The following is a 22809-nucleotide window of genomic DNA, read 5'->3' on the forward strand; positions in this document are numbered from 1 at the left end:
TCATGAATAGTATATTACAAAAAATTGCTCATCATAAACGGGAAGAAATTGCTCAGGCAAAAAAAAGTAAACCGTTAAACTCTCTTTTAGTACAGCCATCAATTAATAGGCGCGACTTCATAGCAGCCCTGCAACCCAATTCAACACCTGCAATTATTGCTGAAATTAAAAAAGCCTCCCCAAGCAAAGGAGTAATTCGAGAACATTTTGATGTGGCTGAAATTGCAACTGTTTATGCCCAGAATGGTGCACGTTGCTTGTCTGTACTTACCGACATTGAGTTTTTTCAAGGTCATCCTGACTATATAGCCTTGGCAAAAAATCATTGCCCTCTTCCCGTCCTTCGCAAAGACTTTATCATTGATCCCTACCAAATCCATGAAAGTTTGGCCTTAGGCGCTGATTGTATTCTACTTATTGTTGCCATGTTAGACGATGTACAGTTAGCCGATTTCTGTCAGTTGGCTCATGAACTTAAGATGGCTGTTCTTGTAGAAAGCCATACCAGGGAAGAATTGGATAGAGCATTACTCTTACCTACACCACTAATCGGTATTAATAATCGCAGTCTTCATACCTTTAATACCAATATTCAACTCAGCATTGATTTAAAACATTTTATTCCTGAGGATAAAATGGTTATTACCGAGAGCGGCATTAACACCCGAGAGGATATTAAATTCATGCAAGCCCACGGAATAAATACCTTTCTCATAGGCGAAAGTTTAATGAGGGCTGATAATATCGGCGCGGCACTAAAAAATCTGATGAGCGACCAAGATTAATCTTAATCATTAGGTTCAGGAGCTTGACTTGGTTCAGGCTCTGGTGTGCCAGGATATCCCGGTTCTATTGGTTCTGGGTTTGACGGATATTCTTGCGGCTCATACGGAAACTCATTAGGCTCTGGTATTTCACTATTATTCAAAATAATTCCTTTTTAAAGAGTATGCATTAATTAAGTATAGCAAATACCTATATATTTTGACTTAAAAACCAGAGTAATGGGGTATACTTATTGAATGTGATTTTAGGCATGTGTTTCATAGCCTGGCCTGCTTCTGGCTGCCACATCTCAGCCTGTGTCCCGCGGACAAGTCGCGGGACGTCGGTGTAGGACTGATCCAGGTTGCAAAGAGGTGTGTAGGAGTCAGCTGCTTGAACCCGGGGCGTACGCAAATAAGTTTGCCTGCATCACCACTAATTCTGTTTTTATTTAAAATTAGGAAATAAACATGAGAGTAGCTGTAATCACTGGTGCTGCGAGCGGCATAGGACTCGCTTTAAGTCTTGTTTGCCTCCAAAAAGGCATTACGGTAGTTATGACCGATAAAGATGGCTCTAAACTCAACGATGAGGCTAACCGATTGATGGTCAAATTTCCGGACCAGGTGCTTCATGTTCGTTGTGATATAACTAACCCGGATGAAGTGAATCAGTTGGTGCAGCTCACTGCTAAGAAATTAGGTCGTGTAGATTGGATATATAATAATGCAGGCATCATAGGTAGTTTAGCCCCGGTATGGGAGTTAAAACCAGAACAAATTAATCGGGTTATGGATGTGAATTTATACGGTATGATTCATGTGATTCAGGCATTTATTCCGCTATTATTCAAGCAGAGCTTTAATTCTCACATCATCAATATCGCTAGTTTATATGCATTATGTTCCGGCTCACAAATGGCTTCGTATGCCATGTCGAAGCATGCTGTTCTTGCATTAACTGAATCGCTCTATTTTGATCTGCAGCGTTTGGAAAAACCGGTTCAAGTCTCAATCGCGTTTCCATCATTTACCGATACTGCATTATTATCTAATCAATCGGTTGAAAAAAATTCTCCTTTTCATGATTCATTAAACTCACTGATGTCCCACTCACGTCCGGCAATGGAAGTCGCTCAGCATATAGTGCAGGAAGTGGAGCAGCAACGATTTTATATAATGCCTGATAAAGAAGTTAAAGGATATTGTGAGGAAAGGACCCAATCCATTGTACTTCAAGACAAGCCCCATCTTAATAATATAGAGAAATTAATTGGCTCGTTATTAAAACGTAAAAATCCATAGTCTAGAGATAATCATAATTTCTCAATAAATCAGGGAAACTCAGACACCTCAGGAGCTTCAGCCGACCTGGAAAAACGTCATGTCGAACATAGTGAGCGCTCTTCTAAAACTGGCATAGTTGCCCGCTTTTGGAGATCCTTCACTACGTTCCGGATGATGGTTTAGCGCAGCATATCCAATAATTCGCGTCTAAAAATATGATAGTCTACTTCCAAAGCGTGACGCATATTGGATTTAAACCGATGATGTGGTTTATTTATTTCCTGCGCAATTTTCTTATGCAATTGCTCAGGTCTTTTCAGCGTTCCATTGATAATACGGGCTACTATTTTAGATTGATAATCAGCTAGCGGCCAAATACATCCTTGAGGTTGACATAAGCCAATAAAATAAAGATTATCAAAATCTGCATGCATCATTTTACGATACAACGGGATTTTAGTTGAATTGCTGAAATCCAGGCAGTCCTTATCAAAAAAAGGAAAACTGATTTGATAGCCGGTTGCAAAAATGACCGTATCAAATTCTTCTTGAGTACCATCTGTAAAATGAACTTTTTTATCTTCAAAACGTACTATGCCAGGACGAGGCATTATTTTGCCATGACGAATAAAATACAGCAATTCTGTATTAATAGTTGGATGTATTTCTAAAGGACCGCAATCTGGCTTCATTAATTTATATTTGGGATATCTACCTTGTAAACCTCTAATCACTAAAGCAATTAACTTTTGTCTCAACCAAGATGGCATCCATTGAATTTTTGCCACCGCGTCGTCGGTGGGCTTACCGAAAATAAATTTTGGAAAAATGTGATAGCCTCTGCGCATACTAATGCATGTTTTTGGCGCAATTCGGGAGATTTCCACCGCAACATCACAAGCAGAATTCCCTCCGCCAACTACAAGGACGCGTTTATCTTTGAAAATGGAAGCTTTTTTGTACTGATGAGAATGAAGTGTCTCCCCACTAAATTCACCAGGATATTGAGGCCAGGCAGGATCCCAATGATGTCCATTGGCCACTAATAAATAATCAAAATACTCATTATGGGTACCATGCTCGTCCTCATACACGACATGCCATTGTTGCTCATCACTCCGAGTTACTTTTAAAACGGTACTGTTAAATCGAATGTATTTTTCTAAATTAAAATGCTGCGTGTAACTTCTAAAATAATTTAAAAGTTGGCTGTGCGATGGATAATCAGAATAATCTGCAGGCATAGGAAAATCTTCAAATTCCGACCAGCGTTTTGAACTAATAATGTGAGTTGTTTCATAGACACTTGAATGGTTATTGTGTTCATCAAAAACCCAATTACCACCTATTTGATTATTCTTTTCAAAAACGGTAATGCTGGTTAATCCTTGCTCTTGCAGATTTTTAATCGCAGCAAGGCCGCTTGGACCAGCACCAATAACACAAATTTTAGGATTTAGCTGCTTAAGCGCCCTTTCTATTGCCATCAATTAACACCTTTTTAACTTCGTCTAGTATCATTGCCTGAACGACTTTATCTTTATCAATAGTAAAGTGATTTACATTGATATTTTTTAAATTATCGACATTAATATTTTCAATTAGTGTTGCGTTGGGGTCCACCGCTTTCAATTTAAGTCCACTAAACATAGGAACATAACCTGGTTTATATACATTGAGTACGTGTTTCACATTGGGAGGTACGATGGTTTGCGATACAGCGTCTACAGTCACCAGCAGATCAACAGGCACTCCTGCCGCATTCAGGTTGCGAGCCACTTTAATTTGCTCATTAGCCCCCAAGGAATGGCCCATTAATATAATAGGTCTATGAGTTTTATGCGTGTAATAATAATGAGTTATCGCTTTAGTTACATCCCCTGCGTTATACCACATATTACTGGAGGCAGAAACATTCTTGTATTGTTTGGCAAGATCATCGCGAACCGTATTCATGCCCACACTAAACATTCCTAAACCACCAAGCATGGTATGTATTTCCCCTTGAGATTTAGAGGCATGAGTTTTCTTTTTTTGAGCGGAAGGCTTAATAGACTTATTTGAATGATAAGTCACCTTTTTTTCAGGGGTTAATTTAGCGCCAGACAGATCAACACAACCCGTCAAACCTAAAGTAATACAGCATAAAAAGAAAAATATTTGTTGTTTCCCAAGGTATTTCATTTTGTTATTTTTTTAAATTTTTAGACGACAATCATAACTGATTCTTATATTTTTTTCCAATGCACCCCTACTGGTAAGAATGTATTTTTATTAAATAAATATCCCAAGAATGCCTCCCTCAATTTTCTAACTTAATAGTTCAACAGCTGACAAATAACGCCCTTGCCCCCAAGGTACATGAATTATTTGTAATGCTTCCCATTGTGCTTGCTGCTCCACTTGAGTAGCCACTACCTGAATATCCATAGTTTTAGCCATCTCATTAAAATAATGAATAAAAAACTGTTTGCTTTCATTCTCATCTATATCCTGCACCAAACTGCCATGCAGTTTTAAATAATCGATAGGTAAATCACTTAAATAATGAAGTGGAGAAAAATGGATGCCAACTCTATCCACTCCAATCTTTACGCCTAATTGTTTTGCCTGCTTGGCAAATAGCCTCACTTCAGAAAAATTAGAGAGAAGAAAAGATTCATTGATCTCCAACGCTAAATTCTTTAATACTGTTTCAGGCAAATTTTTAAGCTGCTCCAAATATTTTTCGCTATATTCCCTATTTAACAAAGTATTTTCAGAAATATTTAGAGCAAAACACTCTTGAGAAGAGACCTTCTTGGAAGTTAATTCCTGAAGCACGTATAAATCAATCAGATGAGCTAAGGATAATTTCTCCGCCATTGGCATGAAATAACCCGCGCCTAACTCTCCGCCCGTCTGATCAGGAATACGCACAAAGACCTCTTTGTGCATGCTTTGTTTACCATTAGTTACATTCTGAACGTATAAATTCATGGTTTTTTGATTCAAGGCATTTTTAATATCTTCACCATCAAATAAACGAGGATACTTAAAGGTTTCATGCTCTTTTTGACAGTAAAAAACCCCTTTTTCCCGAGCTTTTTTAATTGACAAATCAACCATAGTTAATAAATTTGAAACGGATTGATGGACAAAATAATCTGTTGCACCGATGTGAATTTCACACAGAGCAATATTGCTAATCGCTTGCCTGAGCGTCTGCTCGAAGTCTTTACATGCGCTCTCGAAAGCAAGAGGATCCTGTTCATTACTAATCAATGCGAAAGTGCTGCCATTAATTCTTGCTATAGTGCTTACTGAAGCGTTTTGCCAAAACTCATTACAAATACGAGCAACAGTTAAAACCAAGTTATCGCCTTGCTGATATCCTTGTTGCCTATTTAAGTCATCCAATCCATCAATAACAATCATTAAAACGTAGCCGGGAATAAATTCATCTTCATTTTCCAAAATAGCCGATAACTGCTGTAAAAAATGACGACGATTGCTCATTCCAGTCAGCGGATCTTGGTACACTTGTATTCTAAGTGCTTCAGTTTGTTGGAGCTGCGTTTGAAACAATGATTTAACTTTAGTCACCATTTGGTTCATTGCCAAAGTCACCTGCTTTAATTCAGGAGTTTTAGGTACATTTGATTCTATTGGAAATTCATGTTCTGAAATAGCCAATGCTTGTGCGGTGACTCTTTTTAAGGGTCTTAATAAAAATTGAATGAAAGCATAAACCAGAATTAAGGCAACGACGGCAAAAACAATATACCATTTTACCATTTCAACAGCATTGGCCCACAAAGAAGAATAGGCATAACCTGGATCAGTAGTCACCGATATAACACCAGCCTGCTTCCAGCCATTCATAACCAAAGAGGATTTATCCGTTGTTGGCCATCGAATCAAATTCACAAACCAGTCTGGAATACTACTCTTTTGGGGCAGTTGTTTTTTAGAAATAATAATTGTTCCTTTAATGTCTTTGACCTCAATTGAGGAAAAGTAACCTCGATCAAAAACAGCTTGCACCATTGAATTCATTGTTGGCAAATCATGATTTAAAAAAGATTGAGACAAAGATAAACCCAACGAGGTAGCAGTATCTTGTGCATTACTCTCAATTTGTTGAATAAAAAAATTACGTGCATTATTCATTGTTATCAAATAGGTACCAATGAACACCAAAAACAACATGATTAAAACACCTAAAGCCATTTTCTTTATGAGAGTCATGGTTTATCACCTTCTAGTTGCATTCGTTTCATTAAGTCATCCCACTTACCTAAACTATTGGGTTGCCCTATGGAAGTACCCTGGTTACGTTGTTTTTGCAGCCAAAGCCCTTCACCATTAAAACTGTATACCGGCTTTAAATCAGGTCTTTTAGACGCATAGAGAATTTCATTTTCCAAATTGTCTAAAATTAAAGGTTCTGCCTCAGGAGATGAATAATAAGACAAAACCATATGTGCCTGCTTTAAAGTGAGATAAATGACATAAGTGAGTCTTAATTTTTCTCGGGGAACACCAAGATTGATTAAAGTGAAATATTTAATAATGACATAGTCCTTACAATCACCCCCACCGTCATTTATAAACTCCTCCGGTGTTTTCCAATAATCTGCGATTCCTCGTGATTCTTCACTGGTTTGATATCTGAATTGATTAAAAAATGAATTAACTTTCTCCAATTGCACATTAACTGGTTTATTTTTAAGTGTTCTTAGTAATTTAGCCCAAGCTCGGTATCTTTTTTGAACATCTCCATGTGATTTTTTCTCCATTTGTTGAATTTTTTCTAGGTTGATGGAGGGGGCGGCCTTAATGGGAGAAGTGGTTAAATACAATAAAGCCAGGCAAATTGAGATCCAGATGCCTGACCTTATATTTATATTAAACCTTTTTTGGTGGCTTTTTGAACGTAACCAGTATCCCTTGAACATGAGCCAGTTCCTTCAATCGTTCCATCCCGTTACCAGCATGCCCACGATACTCATAGGGACCAACAAGGACGGCTAATAGCTCTTTGCAGGGACTAATAAAGGCTGAAAAACCAAGTCCAATTAAACGATTAGCAAGGGCCACAGCATTTTTTCTATCCTTGAATGAACCTACAGACACATACCACACCTTGGGAGTTACCTGTAAAGGATAAGTAGTATTTCTATCTATTATAGACTCAGTTAAAGGTGCCGTATCCATATTCGCTACTGGACGTGCCAATACCATAGGCTCCTCAGCAGTATCCGGATAGGGAATGCGATCCATATTTTTATCCAACAAAATATTAGTCTGTGCGGAAGTAAATACATCATTGTTGACTACATTGACAGGTAATTTCATCTTTAAGAAATACAATAAACTGCCCATTCCATTTAAAATTCTGAATCGAGAAAGCATCTCATCATTTTCCCCACGAGCTAACTCAATTTGGGATTGGTACAATTCATTTTGCGAATCCAGCAAATCAAGAAGCGTTCTTTTTCCTACCTGAAATTCATCTTGATAGGCCAGACGTGTTTTTTTAGAAGCGATGACGTGTTTTCTTAATGGACTTAACCTAAGTCCCGCAGAAATATAAACATTCCATGACAAACGAATCGCTTCTTTTAATTGCAGCAAAGTACGATTCTTTGTTTCATAAGCTTGTTGCACTTGATAGGCAGTTTGCTTTACAAAAGCCTGATCTGCGCCCCCCCGAAAAGCATTATAATTCATCCGCAACATGGCCAATTTATCATCATTGGGACCAACTAGTCCTTGAAGATTTCTATTTTTAGCGGCACTTAAAACTACATCAACTTTAGGATAATAAGCAGCTCTTGCTACTTCATATTGAGCTTTTGCCTGTTTCACGTCAGCATAGCTGGCTTTGACTGTTGGATGATTATCCATACCTCTCTCCAAAGCCATGGGTAAATTATTTGGCAAATATTTATTGGTAGGAATACGAGGCCAGGATAAGTGTTGAGGCCATTTACCGACCACTTTAGCATAGTTAATACGTGATTCTTGTAAATCAGCCTCTGCACTTATTTTATTAGACTCAGCTAAAGCAAGTCGGGCAACGGCCTGATCCACCTCTGCGGCACGGGCAATTCCAGCATCAGCACGTTCTCTAATCATTTTAAACACCGCGCGGTGCGCTTGAAGATTGGAGATAGAAAAGGCATACAAACGTTCATGCATGAGAACAGCTAAATAATCTTTGGTAATTTCCAGAGCTAAATCTTCTGCTACTCCTTGAGTTGTCCATCGTTGTGACTCAGTGACATATTCGTTTCGCTTTACTTCATTAACGATTCCGCCGCCGGAAAATAGATTTTGTTTAAACTCAATAATGGATTCAGTGCGATTTAAAATAGCCACTTGGGTATCGTCGATAGCTGCTGTAGTAGGGTTACGACTATTTTCACGACCGAAGCCTGCATTAACATCGACAGTGGGATAATAGCCCCCCTTAGCTTTATCTACTCCATGCTTTGCTGCTAAGCCCTTTGCCGTATTTAATAGAACATCAGGATTAGCTATCATTCCATGTTGAACAGCTTCATATAAAGTGTCGGCCGCCGCATACGTGGAAGTTAGCAAGAGTAATAACACTAACCCATGTTTCATTCCATGTCCTTATTATTAATAATTAAATCACTCAAAAAAATAGTGATGATAGCGTATCAAGTTAAATCATAGAATACTCTACATCAATAGATTTTGAATTCTTTTTTAATCTGATACTATTATTGTCAAACCATTGATTTGCAGGATTTTCCCTCTCATGCATACGCAGCTCTCAGTACTATCTGTAAGTCAACTTAATAAACAAGTTAAATGCTACCTTGAAAATGAAATTGGTATGGTACATGTAGAAGGAGAGGTTTCTAATCTCAGCAAACCTTACTCGGGACATTTCTACTTTACTCTCAAAGACAGTAGCGCACAAATACGTTGTGTATTTTTCAAAAACCGTCATATTGGCTCTCTTGCAACGAAACTCGCTGATGGTCAGCAAGTAATAGCCAGCGGTAAATTGAGTCTTTATGAGGCCCGGGGAGATTATCAATTAATAGTAGAACAATTAACTGAATCTGGTTTAGGGAAACTGTATCAACAGTTTGAGGAGCTTAAAAACAAACTGGCAGCCGAAGGATTATTTCTTCAAAGCAGAAAAAAGCCCATTCCCCCTATCCCGCAAACAATAGGGGTAATTACCTCAACAAGTGGCGCTGCGATTCGTGATATATTATCGACATTAGCTCGTCGATTTCCTTTGGCAACAATCCTTATTTACCCTAGTGAAGTTCAAGGTGCAACCGCATCCTTACAACTAATCAAAGCCCTGCAGGCAGCTAATACGGACTTACGTTGCGACGTGCTTATTTTAGCCCGGGGGGGAGGCAGTCTCGAAGATTTATGGGCCTTTAATGATGAGCAGTTAGCGCGACAAATTGCAGCAAGCCTTATTCCTGTAGTGTCAGGGGTAGGACATGAAACCGACTTTACTATTGCAGATTTTGTAGCAGATTATAGAGCAGAAACACCAACTGCTGCAGCTGCTGCAGTCACCCCCAATTGTCTTGAATTATTCAATATGCTTGATAGCATCATATCAAGACTACACGCGGCAATAAAAAGGAGCATTCAAGCCCATCATTTAAAACTAAACCATCTAATGGATAAAATATCCTCACCCAAAAAGAATATAGCGGTTTATTGGCAAACTCTTGATTATCTGGAGCGGCGGTTAATGACTCATTTAGCCCACTTGATTAACCGGAAAAAAAATCAATTGCATCTTTACTCTACTCACTTGCATGCTAAAAATCCTAAAACGCTGATTGAACAAACCCAAATTCGCCTCATGCAGATATCCGTGCAATTAGCTCAGCAAATACAAGTTAAAATCAATCATCTTAAGTATCAATTAAACAGTAATTTATCAATGTTGCACGCAGTCAGTCCCTTAGCGACTCTCGATAGAGGATACGCAATAGCAACCAAAAAACATAAAGTACTCTTTACTACCCATCAGGTACAAATTGGAGATACTATAGAGGTGCGATTGGCAAAAGGTAATTTAGCATGTGAAGTAACTCAGATTAAGGACTAATTGAGATCATGAATAAAATAATTAATATAACTCTTTTTCTTTTTTTCTATTTGTCAAATAGTGCATTCGCAATAGCGCTACCAGAAAATCACTCAGTAAACGGTGGCTTAACCATTATTCCTATCGACATCAACAAGCAGCCTGAAGCCTATTTTCAAGGAAAACGCATTCCTGTGTTGCCCGGTCCCCAACCTAATCAGTGGTTGCTTATGGTTGCCGTGCCTTTAAATAGTAAAGATCCAGTTCAATATTTGACGGTGAACAAACCCGTTAAAACAACCATCCCTTTTCACGTTAGTGAGAAATTTTATGCAACTCAATTTTTAAATATTAAAGACGCCAGTAAAGTGGACCCGCAGCCACAAGATAAACTTCGTATTGAAAAAGAAACAAAAAAGTTAACTGAATTATTTTCTGGTTACACCGATACCAATCCTTTCCAACAACCATTTACTGCTCCTATCCGTGGGCCGATTAGCAGCTTATTTGGATTAAAAAGAGTGTATAATAAAGAGCCTAGAGACCCCCACTCTGGACTTGATATTGCGGCGAAACAAGGAGAGCCTATTCATGCTGTTAATCAAGGCAAAGTAGTAGAAACCGGAGATTATTTCTTTACGGGTAACACGGTAATTATTGATCATGGGATGGGCGTCTTCTCACTCTATGCTCACCTAAGCAAAATAGAGGTTAAACCAGGAGACTCCATACAACAAGGACAACAAATTGGATTAGTAGGGATGACCGGAAGGGTAACAGGCCCGCATTTACATTGGACAATGATCGTCAACCAAACTTTAGTTGAGCCTTTACTCTTTGTTCCTGTACGCAATATTGCAATTGCCCCGCCCCCACCCGCTAAAAGTATGGCCAAACCCGTTAATCAATCGGCTGTAAAATTATGATTAGTGAGTTAATGACAAGTCTCAACTTAATTGTTACTCAAACACAAAATAATCTATATATTTTAGGGGTGATCCTCCTTATTCCCTGGTCCATTTTTTTTATTAGTTATTTTATAAACAGCAAAATTCTATTGCTTGGTATTATCCCCAGACATATTCGCGGATTACCAGGTATCCTCTGCGCTCCCCTCCTTCATGCTAATTTCAATCATATTTTTTTTAACTCCATTCCGTTACTTGTCTTAAGTAACTTTATTTTAATCAATGGTCTTAAATATTATCTTCTTGTAACGTTAATTATCACGGTATTGAGTGGATTCGCCATATGGTGTTTTGCCAAACCTGGATTGCATATAGGTGCTAGTGCACTCATTACAGGTTATTGGGGGTTTTTAATCTGTAATATTTATCAAAATGGCACGCTAACCACTATTATACTTGGCCTGCTTAGCCTCTATTATTTTGCGGGTATCTTTCTTGGGATTTTCCCCAGAGAAAAAGGAGTTTCCTGGCAAGGACATTTATTTGGCTTACTGGCAGGGCTGGCCACCAGCTATATCTACAAATTTTATTCGCCAGAAACTATGAATCTATTGACGACTTAAAAATACTGGAGGAAACAGGCTACAGGTAGAGCCAATTTATCCGCAGCACCCCCTAGTAAAAAGAATCAGGACAGGTATATACTCTGGAAAAATTATTAGCGAAAAATTCTTGTCCCGTTAATAACATTGAGTATGCACTGTAAATCTAATAATTTTTTAAACTCTATGCTATTCTAAAATTAATAAACATATAGAGAAATCAAGATGCCATCATTTAAAACTCTTTTTCTAACGGGTACATTAAGTTTGTTTATCTCCCCTGTATTTGCTGATGGTTGTTGTAATCAAATGGGCGGGGTAAATTACTGCGACTCATCTGCAGGGCGTCTCGTCTGTAATAATGGTTTTTATTCAGCATGCTATTGTACCCGACATGCCATCATGGACTTACAACTTCTGAAAGGGTGTTGTTTATGGCATGGCGGAGTATTGCCTACTTTTGATACTTCCGGTCTGGTAGTGTGTAATGATGGCTCTCTATCAGAGGAATGTTCACTTCAAAAACCCCAGGAGAAGATTGCAACCTGGTAAAAGACGTAATAAAGAGATGTTATGAGTAATGATTTTTATAAATTAATGTTAGTAACGCACCGGGAAAATTCCTCTTTAACCGAATACCTTGATTTCATTAAGAAATGTATTTCTTCTGGTGTTACCTGCGTTCAATTAAGAGAAAAAAATGGGGATCCGGCATTCAAATTGCAGTTTGCCCAACGACTTCAACAACTCTTAAAACCTTACAATGTTCCCCTGATAATCAACGATGACGTTGAGCTGGCTTTGCAAACTAATGCTGATGGAGTACATCTTGGCCAATCAGATGGCTCCCCGCAAATAGCCAGAAGCAAGCTAGGGAGCAATAAATACATCGGCTTATCTATTGAATCAGAAAATGAACTGAAACAAGCGAATGATTTAAATTTAAATTATGTTGCCGCAAGTGCAGTATTTCCGACTCCAAATAAAAAAAACCTGAAAACCCTTTGGGGATTAGAAGGTGTTAGTCAGCTATGTAACCTGACAAAACATCCTTTGATAGGGATAGGAGGCATAACCCAGGATAATTTACCACAACTGATACAAGCAGGCGCTCAAGGAGCAGCAATAATCGGCGCCCTGCATCAAGCAGAAAATCCTTCAGAAATGGCCTTAAAGCTTCGTAAAATTATTGATAACAGGAATTTTAAACGTGATAGAACAAATTAAATCCTCATTACTTGTCCTAAGAGAAAAGAAACCCTTGGTTTTATGTTTAACCAACTATGTCACCATGGATTTTATGGCCAACAGTCTTCTTGCCTTGGGAGCTGCTCCGCTGATGTCTGAATCCATAGAAGAGTTGGAGGAGTTAGTTAGCATCAGTCAAGCTCTCTACATTAATATCGGTACTTTAAATAGCGTATTTATGGAAAGAGCAATTTTTGCTGCAAAAATTGCAAATTCGCTGAATAAACCGGTAATTCTTGATCCTGTTGGCTCTGGTGCAAGTAAACTGAGAACCTCGGCCGCACTTCAATTGCTTCCTTTGGCTAATATAGTCCGAGGTAATGCGAGTGAAATCATTTCCTTGTCTGGTGCCAATGGCTCTACAAAAGGTGTAGAAAGCATGCATCCTGTAGAAAAAGCCATGACTGTTGCAAATTCCTTGGCGAAAGATTTGGGTAAAATTATTGTCATTAGTGGTCCAAAAGATTTTATAACTGATGGGAATCAGACTCAAACACTCCCTTTTGGATCAAACATAATGCCCTTAATAACAGGAATGGGATGCACAATGACTGCAGTGATCAGCGCCTTTACTGCTAATAACTCCAACCTTTTTCAAGCTGCAACTTATGCCACAGCCTATTTTGGTTTATGTGGTCAGTTAGCCCACCATCAATCGGAAGTACCAGGTTTTTTCAGACAGGAATTTATAAACAATTTGTTCCATCCAGACTGGACTTATTTTGTCGATGCATTCACTCATATGAGAGATTAAATAAATGTCATACAAAGTCCTATCTATTGCTGGGTTCGATGGTTCTGGTGGTGCAGGCATCCAGGCTGATTTAAAAACATTTTCAGCGTTTGGATGTTATGGAATGACTGTTTTGACTGCCCTGCCTGTTCAAAATACATGCGGGGTAAGAAAATGCTACGATATTCCCTTGCAAGCTATTGAAGATCAACTTAACGCCATCTTTGATGATATAGTGCCTGACAGTATTAAAATTGGCATGCTGTTTAACAGTGAAATCATTGAGTTAGTTGCTTCTTTCCTGAAGCAGAGGGCCATCAATAGGCCGGAGAGGTCTAATATTCCCATAGTACTTGATCCAGTCACTCTTGCTAAAAGTGGCGATCCTTTATTAATTCCGGAAGCAGTTGAAACATTAATTGAATTGCTTATGCCTCTTGCTACAATCATAACACCCAATATTCCTGAAGCTCATACCTTTACCGGTATCGATGCTACTTCAGAAGAGCAAATGAACGTTGTAGCCCAAAAGCTGCTGGATTTTGGGCCTCAATATGTTTTATTAAAAGGTGGGCATCTAAAAACAACTGACTCGAATGATTTGTTATTGGGTTTAAATGGGACGCACCACTGGTTCAAAAGTGCCAGAATTGATTCCAAAAACACCCATGGTACAGGGTGCACACTCTCTGCAGCAATAGCATCTTGTCTGGCACAAAACATGAATATAGTACAAGCTTGCGCTATGGCTAAAAACTATTTATTTCATGCCATATGTGCAGCAAAAGAGGAGCATATTGGTCAAGGAAATGGTCCTGTCCATCATTTTTATCACTTATGGCCTACTTTATCCAAAATAGCCGTCGCTGCGAATGAAGGGAAGTAATCCAGTACAGAGTTCTAACGAAACATTGTTCTGGATTGCTTCGCCAAGGCTCGCAACAACGGAAGTTGACTTACCTATGAACAGTCAATGGCGTCAACAGCTGCCATTATCCCGTATGAATTACATCGATAAAATGGCCATTTGGTGATGAAGAGAATTCGCTTTCTTTAGCGTTTTTTAATGCTCTTTGCTCAATTAACTCGCCCAGAGATAAAGCGCTCATCACCACCAATATGAAGCCCAAAGTGGAGTAACACAAAATAGTATCCGCGAGGGCTGATGCAGAGAACGAGACTAAAATCCCGAGAAGTATGGGGCGCGTTTCAGTAAGCTGAAAGGAGCTGATAAATAGCGATCCTAAAAAGAATAGTAACAACAATAGTCCCACTACACCCTGTTCAGAAAGGGTCAACCAATATTGGCTATGAGGATCATTGAGTTCTTTTCCCCATGCTGGGACAGGGTTGTCCTTAGAAAAACTATATTTAAAGCCACCGGTACCTATACCAATAACTGGATGGGTAGCAAATAATGATTTGGCATAATGATGAAACTGAACTCTATAGCCCAGAGAACTATTTTCAGTATGATGCTGGCTCAATTTTATATCGCTAAGTAAATCATTAACTCGCTCTTGCATGATAGGACTTACATAATAAACAGCAAGCATCAAGCCACACAGCAAAAAAATGCCTGGAACCGCTTTCTTAAACGATATTTTCTGTAATAATAATAAAGTCATTAAAATAAAATAAACGATATACCCTGTTCGTCCCGTATTGATACACAACACTTGATAACTGGTTAGCAAAACCAGCAGTATATAAGAAACACGTCCCCATCCTTGGTGTTGAAAAGCAAATAATCCCGCCAGATAAGCGCCAAAAGACACCATAAACCCGGTGATGATCCGGTTATAAAATACCTCACCAGGATCCCCAACTAAAAAAATACTCTTTGATTTCAAAATAGAAATAATGCATGTAAACACTATTGCCGCCAGATAACTATTGATGCTTAGATTGCGTATTCTAGGATGAATGAAACCAACTGCCAGAATAGGAAGGTAAAGAACTTTAAGATATTTACCTACTACCATCCATTGCATAGAAGAAGGTGCGTCACTCCATAAACAAGCAATTAAGACAAAAACAAATAAGCCCAGTGCAGCACGCCCCCACAAGGTGTTAAAAGCATAAAAGAGATGCTTGCTGTAATATGGAGTAAATAAAATACTCACAATGCTGCATATTAAAAAAATTGACTTAACACTGGGACTAATCGGCAAAAAAAATATAAATAAAACAAAGAATATCGGAGCTAAAAAAATACCTTTGCCCCTAATTAATGGTACAGTCACAATATATTCTCATCTTCTTTTGATAGTTTTGGCAATCGATCGATATTCACATCGCGGTATAGCTGTTTGATACCCCGATAAAAAGTACCTTGGGCACTAAAAAGTGCAAATAAAAACCCCAGCCTTCCGTCTAAAAACCCACGCTGTAATATAAAACACCGGCCAAACATCCAACCCGTAGCAATAAAAATTCTTATCCAGCCAGTGCTTTTTTTGGATTCAATTCGAATTTTTGCACTATAGGATGAGTATCTATTAAGTTTATAGAGTACATGGCTCACATCTCGGTACGAATGATGCAAGATGGCATTTTTCAATTTGCCTACTTCCGCAGTTGGAGGTAATAAAATTTTCTCATGAACAATATCTTTGCTATAAAATGCATTAGCTCGTTTGAATAAACGAATATGTCGCTTTGGACTGGCGGAATATTTTAAGGGCTGATTGTAAAAAATCATCTGAATAGCAATACGATAGGCATCAGCAAAATCCGAAGCAATCGCCTCTTTAATTTCTTCCTGTAATTCCTTGCTTACGAATTCATCAGCATCAAGATTGAGTACCCAATCGCCTGTTGCCTTTGATAAAGCCCTTTGCTTTTGAACGCCATAACCCGGCCAATCTGTCAGAAAAACATTATCAGTAAATTGCTTGGCAATAGCTACAGTATTATCCGTGCTGCCGGAGTCAAGAACTATAATCTCATCAGCAAAACTCACCGACTGCAAACACCGTCTAATATTCGCCTCTTCATTTTTAGAAATTATAATTACGGTTAACATAATCCCTTTAATTCACTATGAGAAAATAAATATTATATCCAGAATTAGATAGGATTGTAACTGATTCAAATTTATTGACATGCAACACGGGTTTTCAGGTAAACTACAATTAATAAAGGTTAATTATTAGGGTCTATTGACAATTGCTCTTTCAACCTACCACGACTTGCTCGGTGTGGCACGTCGGGCTTTCAAAAATGAATGGTCAACAACCTCTAATTTTGATGAAGTTTTAATTCGTTGCAGGATGCAGAAATGATAAAACGCGCTTTGCTTTTCTTATGTTATTTATTACCCCTATTGATGCCCTTAACTTATGCCAATAATTTAAAGAATACCATTCATTCATCAGACCCCTTATTGGAACAAAAAGTTAATGACGCAATAAGTCCTCATGCTACTTTAAATCCTTATTTTTTCACTAACGAACAATTTAATAATTTTATAGAAAAAAGACTTCTGCATGTTGGTAATTATTATTTTGCGAAAATAAAGAAAAAATTTCCCGATGCAAAGCTCGTTGATATTTTATTTGTCGGCAGTCTGGCTGGTTATGGCTATATGAATGGAAGTGATGTAGATCTTCATTTATTGATTGATTTTAATGTCCCCTGCGATAAAGGACTACTTAATGACTATTTAACTCTTTTAAGAACTGTATGGCATAGCGAAAAAATATCTATTGGAAATTATAGCGTTCAAATCACTCCTGTATCAGTTAGGGATGAACACGGAGGAGTTTACTCACTTTTAAATCATCAGTGGATTGAAAAACCTCAACGGGAAAAAATTCCTTATACCAAAGAAGAACTGATTCATGCGATTAAAACGCATCAGCATGAACTTATCAATTTAGAAAAAATTTATAACCAAACCCCCAATACTCTCAATTGCCAGAAACTAATAGACTACGCTAATGCGCTTAAAATTTGGCGAAAACAAGGGTTAGCTCAAAGAGGAATAACCTCTATGGAAAATACCACTTTTCGGATAATGCGCGCTTTAGGTGATTTGAGCACGCTGACCATGACTATTCAAAAATGTGAAACTCACACGGTGAATTCTTTACTTAATCCCGAACCAATAAAAATGCAGTGACCTGGCTTATAGGTTAATGATGAACAAAAACGTCATCCGGAGCGATGCGAAGGAGCTCCAAAACGTGGTTTATGCCTATTTCGGGAGATCCTCGGGATGATGGAACAGTGAACCCCCAAACGCTCCAGAGCGTATATGCAGTCTCATAGTGTTGAGAGTTAATTCGCCCTACAGCAAATATCAAATCAACCTCGCCTTCTCAATTAGAGATTATTATTGCCTTTTATTATTTTTGTCCTTTTTTTAATCATTTATCTTCTATACTTAAATTGAAACTACCATGACTCATTTTCAACCATTAATGACGTCATAAATCCTTAATAATTACGTCATGTTTATTTAATGTTCTAGTAGTAACATGGAAATATAAATTGATTAATTAATGGGTCAATTATGAAAAATAAAGTAGTCAGCCTTTTCTTTTTAGGAACCAACTGTCACCGCAGTTCATATCAAGATGCCCTAACCAATTTTTATAAAGCCGCTAAAAAAAACGGAACAGCAGCTCGATTATTTGATGGGGTGGGCTCCGATCCAGAGCATTTATCCGACAAACACCCGACTCCAGGTCAATATGTTTATGACGCAGAGGAAAATATAAAGAAAAAAATAAGTTCAAAAATATCACAAGGTGTAAGTGACTTGATGAAGCGTCTCACCGGATGTTTGGCTGGTGACGGAATGGATGATTTATTATTTGAATCCATTCTCTATCTGGAAAATCTGATCAAAAATAATGGCGGTAAAATGCCTGAAACGGTTAATTTGCATGGTTTCAGCAGAGGAGCAGATGCTTGTTTAAGACTTGCTAACTTATTAGATACCATGTATCCGGAAGTTAAAGTCAATTTATTTCTTATTGATCAAGTTCCAGGACCTGGCCGTGGTGATCATCCCAGTTCTTATACCATTCCCAAGAACGTTCAAAGATTTGAATCCGTTCTTATGTTGCACGAATATACGCCTGGTTTTGATCCTCAAGATAGAAATCATTATGTATTAGCCAGTCCCCACACAACGAAAGTATCTACTAAAGTTTATCCGGGTTGGCATGGTAAAGCCATGTTATTGTCTACTGATAAAAAAACCAACCATGTGCCTCGCCTGTTACACGACGATTTCTTTCGGTTTGCAAAAGAAACAGGGAGTCTTCCTCAAGATGCTCTTATTCCGCCCTATAAAATAATGAAAACCTGGACGGAATACGACGATGAAATCGCACATGTTTTAAGTCCGGCAGATCGTTTCCATGAATACAATCAAATGCAGGAAAACTGGTGGTTCTACGCTAAAGGCACTCAGCTTAATACAAGAGATGTATTAACTGAGCATAAGTATTATAGCCAGGACCACCAATTATTTGTTAACCAGGAACATGGGGAATTATTTCAAAAATTCTATCCGAACCTTTTCGATAGATTTTTAAATGGGAAAAAAGTCCCTGAAGAAGAGGTAATAAAAGAACTGGGATCATTAGATGAAGAAACCCCTGAATTCTATGAAAGATTTTGCAGAATTTGCTCAATAAAAGAAGGCCAACCTTTACCAGAGCCTCGAAATGCTGCTTTTCATTTCCATACGCCACTTGGAGATACACCAGTAAAGGATGAGCTGACTTTTCTAAAACATTCAATAACAGCCATCATTAATTACAGCTTATATCATAGCCAAGAAGATACCCTGGATACAAAAATTGCAACGAAATGGTTAAAAGAGATCTTAGACAAAGCACATCAAATGGAACCTGAACAAGCAACACAAAGCTTACACAAAGCAATATATGCTGTAACCCAATATTTAAGCTCTGGTGAAAACCCTACAGGTTATATGGCTCTGCAACTAAAGAAGCTAAGTCAAACTCCTGAAAGGTTGGTTCAAGCCGCCGATAAATTTCTTGAAGAACACTACAATAGCAATCCAGAACTCCATCCTAAGCAACAAAAATACATAGTAAAAGTTCGTCAAGAACTCCAGGAAATAAAGGATAGTGAGCATTTGGATTATTTTCAAAAACTAAAAGAAGTCAAATCAATTTTAAGTAACACAGCGGACCATTTACAACAGTTACAAATGAATGATGACTCAGTCATTTCTATTAATTTCCTTGCGGAAGCGTATCATAAGAGATCAAAACTCCCTACTTTTAACCAATTAATTACAGGACTCAATGCCTTAAGTGCTCCAGGTTATGCTGAAACCAGCCTGGCTTCTGATATTGGCAAAGACTTTGAAGCTTATTATAAACGTAATCTGTTTTGGAATAGCGTTAATAAAATTCTAAGTGCGATAATGCCCATTTCCATTCCTCCTTTTGTTTCATCTGAGAAATCGGATTTAGCCCACAGAATATATACAAAATTGGGGGAATTGGATAAATCAGGTCAAGGAAATAATCTGACAGAGATCTCTAAAGTTCTCACAGAAGGTCAAAAAGGACTGCACGAAATATACGTTAGTAATAAAGCACTGTCTAAAGGTGAATTTGATAAAACAATGGAAAAATCCCAAGGGAAACTTAATTCTGAAATTAGTGTACTGCCATTGGAGTCCATACACCCCCTGAATTCTTTAGCTCAATAAAAACAAAAGCTCCTGTCTGTTCCTAACTTGCAACCAGGCTACCTTGTTTTTTAAATTTAAGGATCTTTGGATGTCAAAGAGTACGCATATCCCCTTATCCTCATGATAATAGGGTCAGGATATCTAAAAAAAATTTTGCTCCTGATAAAGCGCTGAAAATACTTGCGCTTTATCAGGAGCATCCATTTGATATGCCCTGATTAATGGAGATTAGAACACACCTTCTCGGTGATCATGACTATCAAAATGCAATTTACCGTCTTTAACTTTTAATATGACGTGCCCACCATGAATTAATTTGCCAAACAACAGCTCATCAGCAAGTGGTTTTTTAACATTTTCCTGAATCAATCTGGCCATAGGACGAGCCCCCATTGCCTTATCATAGCCATGCTCTATTAACCATTCGCGTGCTGATTTATCGACCGTAAAGGTAACACCTTTATGACTTAATTGTTCATCCAACTCCATTATAAATTTATCAACCACCAAACCAATGGTTTGAGCATCTAATGGAGCAAAATTAATAATTGCGTCCAGTCTGTTTCTAAATTCAGGGCTAAACTGTTTTTTGATTACATCCAGGCCATCGTTAGAATTATCTTGCATTGAAAAGCCGATGGAATTACGAATAATTTCATTTGCCCCAGCATTGCTGGTCATTACCATAATGACATGTCTAAAGTCAGCCTGACGACCATTAGTATCGGTTAAAGTGCCATGATCCATAATTTGCAGCAGTAGATTAAATACATCTGGATGAGCTTTCTCTATTTCATCAAGCAATAAAACAGCATGAGGATTTTTAGTCACTGCCTCAGTTAATAGTCCGCCTTGGTCATATCCAACATACCCAGGAGGGGCTCCGATTAAACGAGAAACAGTATGTTTTTCCATATATTCGGACATATCAAAGCGTAAAAGCTCAATACCGAGTACATTAGCTAATTGTCGGGTCACTTCAGTTTTACCCACCCCCGTAGGGCCTGCAAATAAAAAGCATCCTACCGGTTTTTGAGGCTCTCGAAGACCTGAACGTCCTAATTTAATAGCAGAGGATAAGGCAGTAATTGCCTGATCTTGTCCATAAACTAATAATTTCAAATCTCGTTCCAGATTTTTTAGCGTATCCTTATCACGAGCTGAAACCTTCTTAATGGGTATGCGTGCAATTTTCGCAACAACACTCTCAATTTCAGTCACGCTAATTATTTTACGGCGTTTGTTCGCTGTTAGTAAATTCTGATAGGCCCCGGCTTCATCCACTACATCTATAGCTTTATCAGGTAAAAATCGATCATTTATATATTTAGCTGATAATTCTGCAGCAGCTTTTAAAGAAGCAATAGAGAATTTGACGCCATGATGTTCTTCCAAACGACCTTTTAAACCTTTTAAGATTTCGAAGGTTTCGTCAATTGTTGGTTCAGAAATATCTATTTTTTGAAAACGTCTGGCTAAAGCTCTGTCTTTTTCAAAGATACCGCGATACTCCTGATACGTTGTAGAACCTATGCACTTCAATTCACCATTTGCCAATAATGGTTTAATCAAATTGGAAGCATCCATAACACCACCAGAGGCAGCTCCAGCACCAATTATGGTATGGATTTCGTCGATGAATAAAACCGCGCCTTCTTGCTGTCCCAGTTGTTTTAATACCGCTTTGAGACGTTTTTCAAAATCTCCACGATATTTGGTTCCAGCCAACAATGCGCCAAGATCGAGTGAGTAAACAATACATCCGCGGATCGCTTCGGGAATTTCACCATCAACAATACGTCTTGCCAATCCCTCTGCAATTGCTGTTTTACCTACGCCGGCCTCACCGACAAGTAATGGATTATTCTTTCGGCGTCTGCATAGTACCTGAATAGTACGTTGTATTTCTTCATGCCGACCGATTAGAGGATCTATCTTGCCTTGTTTTGCACGTCGATTAAGATTCATGCAATAACTGTCAAGAGGAGATTCGCTACCTTCTGAAGACATCATATCCTCGTCCATAGAGGAATTCATGTGATCATGCATGTCATTATTTTGATATTTGGAAACGCCATGAGAAATATAATTAATTACGTCAAGACGAGTAATATTCTCACGACGTAAAAAATATACTGCCTGGCTTTCTTGTTCGCTAAAAATAGCAGCAAGTACATTCGCACCGGTTACTTCAGTTTTTCCTGCTGACTGCACATGAAAAACTGCGCGTTGTAATACCCGTTGAAAACCAAGGGTAGGTTGAGTTTCTCGATCTAACTCATCTTCAGGAATTCTGGGAGTTGTTTCATCTATAAACTCCATCAGATCACGTCGTAATGATTCAATATTAGCATCACATGCCTGCAATACATTACCTGCTGCCGGATTATCAAGCAAGGACAACAGCAAATGTTCTACGGTCATAAACTCATGACGCTTTTCTTTTGCTTCCTTGAAGGCTAGATTCAAGGTGAATTCTAGTTCTTTATTTAACAT

20 protein-coding genes are annotated in these 22809 nt (G+C 38.2%); 11 read left to right on the forward strand and 9 right to left on the reverse strand.

The window, feature by feature from the left end; genetic code table 11:
• The first annotated feature begins 2 nt into the window (after positions 1-2).
• A complete protein-coding gene (gene trpC, locus LOX96_RS05205) occupies positions 3-785 on the forward strand; it encodes an indole-3-glycerol phosphate synthase TrpC (RefSeq protein WP_250420987.1) in 783 nt (260 codons plus the stop codon).
• Between the two features lie 2 nt (positions 786-787).
• Here trpC and LOX96_RS05210 read toward each other — a convergent pair whose 3' ends face one another.
• On the reverse strand, positions 788-928 hold the full coding sequence (locus LOX96_RS05210; protein ID WP_250420988.1) for a hypothetical protein: 141 nt from the start codon (positions 926-928) through the stop codon (positions 788-790).
• Between the two features lie 307 nt (positions 929-1235).
• On the opposite strand from LOX96_RS05210, the gene LOX96_RS05215 reads away from it, so the two are divergent.
• Positions 1236-2069: an SDR family NAD(P)-dependent oxidoreductase gene (locus LOX96_RS05215; protein WP_250420989.1), complete on the forward strand. Its 834-nt coding sequence runs from the start codon at positions 1236-1238 to the stop codon at positions 2067-2069.
• A gap of 161 nt (positions 2070-2230) precedes the next feature.
• On the opposite strand, the gene LOX96_RS05220 is transcribed toward LOX96_RS05215, so the two are convergent.
• From LOX96_RS05220 to LOX96_RS05240, 5 genes are all read right to left on the reverse strand, one after another.
• On the reverse strand, positions 2231-3538 hold the full coding sequence (locus LOX96_RS05220) for a flavin-containing monooxygenase (RefSeq protein ID WP_250420990.1): 1308 nt from the start codon (positions 3536-3538) through the stop codon (positions 2231-2233).
• Positions 3516-4235, reverse strand: a complete 720-nt coding sequence (locus tag LOX96_RS05225; RefSeq protein WP_250420991.1) for a hypothetical protein — start codon at positions 4233-4235, stop codon at positions 3516-3518. The genes LOX96_RS05220 and LOX96_RS05225 overlap by 23 nt, the downstream gene beginning before the upstream one ends.
• A 126-nt stretch (positions 4236-4361) precedes the next feature.
• The gene (locus LOX96_RS05230) at positions 4362-6281 is read right to left on the reverse strand and encodes a bifunctional diguanylate cyclase/phosphodiesterase (RefSeq protein WP_250420992.1); all 1920 of its coding nucleotides are present in this window, start codon (positions 6279-6281) and stop codon (positions 4362-4364) included.
• Positions 6278-6832 (reverse strand): transglutaminase-like cysteine peptidase, encoded by a 555-nt coding sequence (locus LOX96_RS05235; protein ID WP_250420993.1) that lies wholly within the window; start codon positions 6830-6832, stop codon positions 6278-6280. Before LOX96_RS05235 ends, LOX96_RS05230 begins: the two co-directional genes overlap by 4 nt.
• Before the next feature lie 109 nt (positions 6833-6941).
• Positions 6942-8666 (reverse strand): TolC family outer membrane protein, encoded by a 1725-nt coding sequence (locus LOX96_RS05240; RefSeq protein ID WP_250420994.1) that lies wholly within the window; start codon positions 8664-8666, stop codon positions 6942-6944.
• A 157-nt stretch (positions 8667-8823) separates the two neighbouring features.
• Here LOX96_RS05240 and xseA point away from each other — a divergent pair, with 157 nt between their 5' ends.
• From xseA to thiD, 7 genes are all read left to right on the forward strand, one after another.
• Positions 8824-10155, forward strand: a complete 1332-nt coding sequence (xseA, locus tag LOX96_RS05245; RefSeq protein ID WP_250420995.1) for an exodeoxyribonuclease VII large subunit — start codon at positions 8824-8826, stop codon at positions 10153-10155.
• 8 nt (positions 10156-10163) lie between these two features.
• Positions 10164-11060, forward strand: coding sequence for a peptidoglycan DD-metalloendopeptidase family protein (locus LOX96_RS05250; RefSeq protein WP_250420996.1), 897 nt, complete (start codon positions 10164-10166; stop codon positions 11058-11060).
• Positions 11057-11665 (forward strand): rhomboid family intramembrane serine protease, encoded by a 609-nt coding sequence (locus tag LOX96_RS05255; RefSeq protein ID WP_250420997.1) that lies wholly within the window; start codon positions 11057-11059, stop codon positions 11663-11665. Before LOX96_RS05250 ends, LOX96_RS05255 begins: the two co-directional genes overlap by 4 nt.
• A gap of 204 nt (positions 11666-11869) precedes the next feature.
• Positions 11870-12196: a neurogenic locus notch gene (locus tag LOX96_RS05260; protein ID WP_250420998.1), complete on the forward strand. Its 327-nt coding sequence runs from the start codon at positions 11870-11872 to the stop codon at positions 12194-12196.
• Positions 12197-12217: 21 nt separating this feature from the next.
• Positions 12218-12871, forward strand: coding sequence for a thiamine phosphate synthase (gene thiE, locus LOX96_RS05265; RefSeq protein ID WP_250420999.1), 654 nt, complete (start codon positions 12218-12220; stop codon positions 12869-12871).
• Positions 12855-13646, forward strand: coding sequence for a hydroxyethylthiazole kinase (gene thiM / locus LOX96_RS05270; protein WP_250421000.1), 792 nt, complete (start codon positions 12855-12857; stop codon positions 13644-13646). Before thiE ends, thiM begins: the two co-directional genes overlap by 17 nt.
• Before the next feature lie 4 nt (positions 13647-13650).
• Positions 13651-14511, forward strand: coding sequence for a bifunctional hydroxymethylpyrimidine kinase/phosphomethylpyrimidine kinase (gene thiD, locus LOX96_RS05275; protein WP_250421001.1), 861 nt, complete (start codon positions 13651-13653; stop codon positions 14509-14511).
• 106 nt (positions 14512-14617) lie between these two features.
• On the opposite strand, the gene LOX96_RS05280 is transcribed toward thiD, so the two are convergent.
• Together LOX96_RS05280 and LOX96_RS05285 are read right to left on the reverse strand one after the other, a co-directional pair.
• Positions 14618-15856 carry an O-antigen ligase family protein gene (locus tag LOX96_RS05280; protein WP_431606630.1) on the reverse strand — a complete coding sequence of 413 codons (1239 nt, stop codon included), beginning with the start codon at positions 15854-15856 and terminating at the stop codon, positions 14618-14620.
• An 11-nt stretch (positions 15857-15867) separates the two neighbouring features.
• Positions 15868-16653, reverse strand: a complete 786-nt coding sequence (locus tag LOX96_RS05285) for a glycosyltransferase family 2 protein (protein WP_250421003.1) — start codon at positions 16651-16653, stop codon at positions 15868-15870.
• Between the two features lie 255 nt (positions 16654-16908).
• On the opposite strand from LOX96_RS05285, the gene LOX96_RS05290 reads away from it, so the two are divergent.
• On the forward strand, positions 16909-17751 hold the full coding sequence (locus LOX96_RS05290) for a hypothetical protein (RefSeq protein WP_250421004.1): 843 nt from the start codon (positions 16909-16911) through the stop codon (positions 17749-17751).
• Between the two features lie 393 nt (positions 17752-18144).
• Positions 18145-20331, forward strand: a complete 2187-nt coding sequence (locus LOX96_RS05295; RefSeq protein ID WP_250421005.1) for a DUF5621 domain-containing protein — start codon at positions 18145-18147, stop codon at positions 20329-20331.
• Between the two features lie 210 nt (positions 20332-20541).
• On the opposite strand, the gene clpA is transcribed toward LOX96_RS05295, so the two are convergent.
• A complete protein-coding gene (gene clpA / locus LOX96_RS05300) occupies positions 20542-22809 on the reverse strand; it encodes an ATP-dependent Clp protease ATP-binding subunit ClpA (RefSeq protein WP_250421006.1) in 2268 nt (755 codons plus the stop codon).

The organism is Legionella maioricensis, assembly GCF_023618015.1.
Lineage (GTDB): Bacteria > Pseudomonadota > Gammaproteobacteria > Legionellales > Legionellaceae > Legionella > Legionella maioricensis.

Bases quoted from the DNA above. Each gene is read 5' to 3' on its own strand.
- trpC (WP_250420987.1), top strand. From the start codon at position 3: ATGAATAGTATATTACAAAAAATTGCTCATCATAAACGGGAAGAAATT.
- LOX96_RS05215 (WP_250420989.1), top strand. From the start codon at position 1,236: ATGAGAGTAGCTGTAATCACTGGTGCTGCGAGCGGCATAGGACTCGCT.
- LOX96_RS05220 (WP_250420990.1), bottom strand. From the start codon at position 3,538: ATGGCAATAGAAAGGGCGCTTAAGCAGCTAAATCCTAAAATTTGTGTT.
- LOX96_RS05225 (WP_250420991.1), bottom strand. From the start codon at position 4,235: ATGAAATACCTTGGGAAACAACAAATATTTTTCTTTTTATGCTGTATT.
- LOX96_RS05230 (WP_250420992.1), bottom strand. From the start codon at position 6,281: ATGACTCTCATAAAGAAAATGGCTTTAGGTGTTTTAATCATGTTGTTT.
- LOX96_RS05235 (WP_250420993.1), bottom strand. From the start codon at position 6,832: ATGGAGAAAAAATCACATGGAGATGTTCAAAAAAGATACCGAGCTTGG.
- LOX96_RS05240 (WP_250420994.1), bottom strand. From the start codon at position 8,666: ATGAAACATGGGTTAGTGTTATTACTCTTGCTAACTTCCACGTATGCG.
- xseA (WP_250420995.1), top strand. From the start codon at position 8,824: ATGCATACGCAGCTCTCAGTACTATCTGTAAGTCAACTTAATAAACAA.
- LOX96_RS05250 (WP_250420996.1), top strand. From the start codon at position 10,164: ATGAATAAAATAATTAATATAACTCTTTTTCTTTTTTTCTATTTGTCA.
- LOX96_RS05255 (WP_250420997.1), top strand. From the start codon at position 11,057: ATGATTAGTGAGTTAATGACAAGTCTCAACTTAATTGTTACTCAAACA.
- LOX96_RS05260 (WP_250420998.1), top strand. From the start codon at position 11,870: ATGCCATCATTTAAAACTCTTTTTCTAACGGGTACATTAAGTTTGTTT.
- thiE (WP_250420999.1), top strand. From the start codon at position 12,218: ATGAGTAATGATTTTTATAAATTAATGTTAGTAACGCACCGGGAAAAT.
- thiD (WP_250421001.1), top strand. From the start codon at position 13,651: ATGTCATACAAAGTCCTATCTATTGCTGGGTTCGATGGTTCTGGTGGT.
- LOX96_RS05285 (WP_250421003.1), bottom strand. From the start codon at position 16,653: ATGTTAACCGTAATTATAATTTCTAAAAATGAAGAGGCGAATATTAGA.
- LOX96_RS05290 (WP_250421004.1), top strand. From the start codon at position 16,909: ATGATAAAACGCGCTTTGCTTTTCTTATGTTATTTATTACCCCTATTG.
- LOX96_RS05295 (WP_250421005.1), top strand. From the start codon at position 18,145: ATGAAAAATAAAGTAGTCAGCCTTTTCTTTTTAGGAACCAACTGTCAC.
- clpA (WP_250421006.1), bottom strand. From the start codon at position 22,809: ATGTTAAATAAAGAACTAGAATTCACCTTGAATCTAGCCTTCAAGGAA.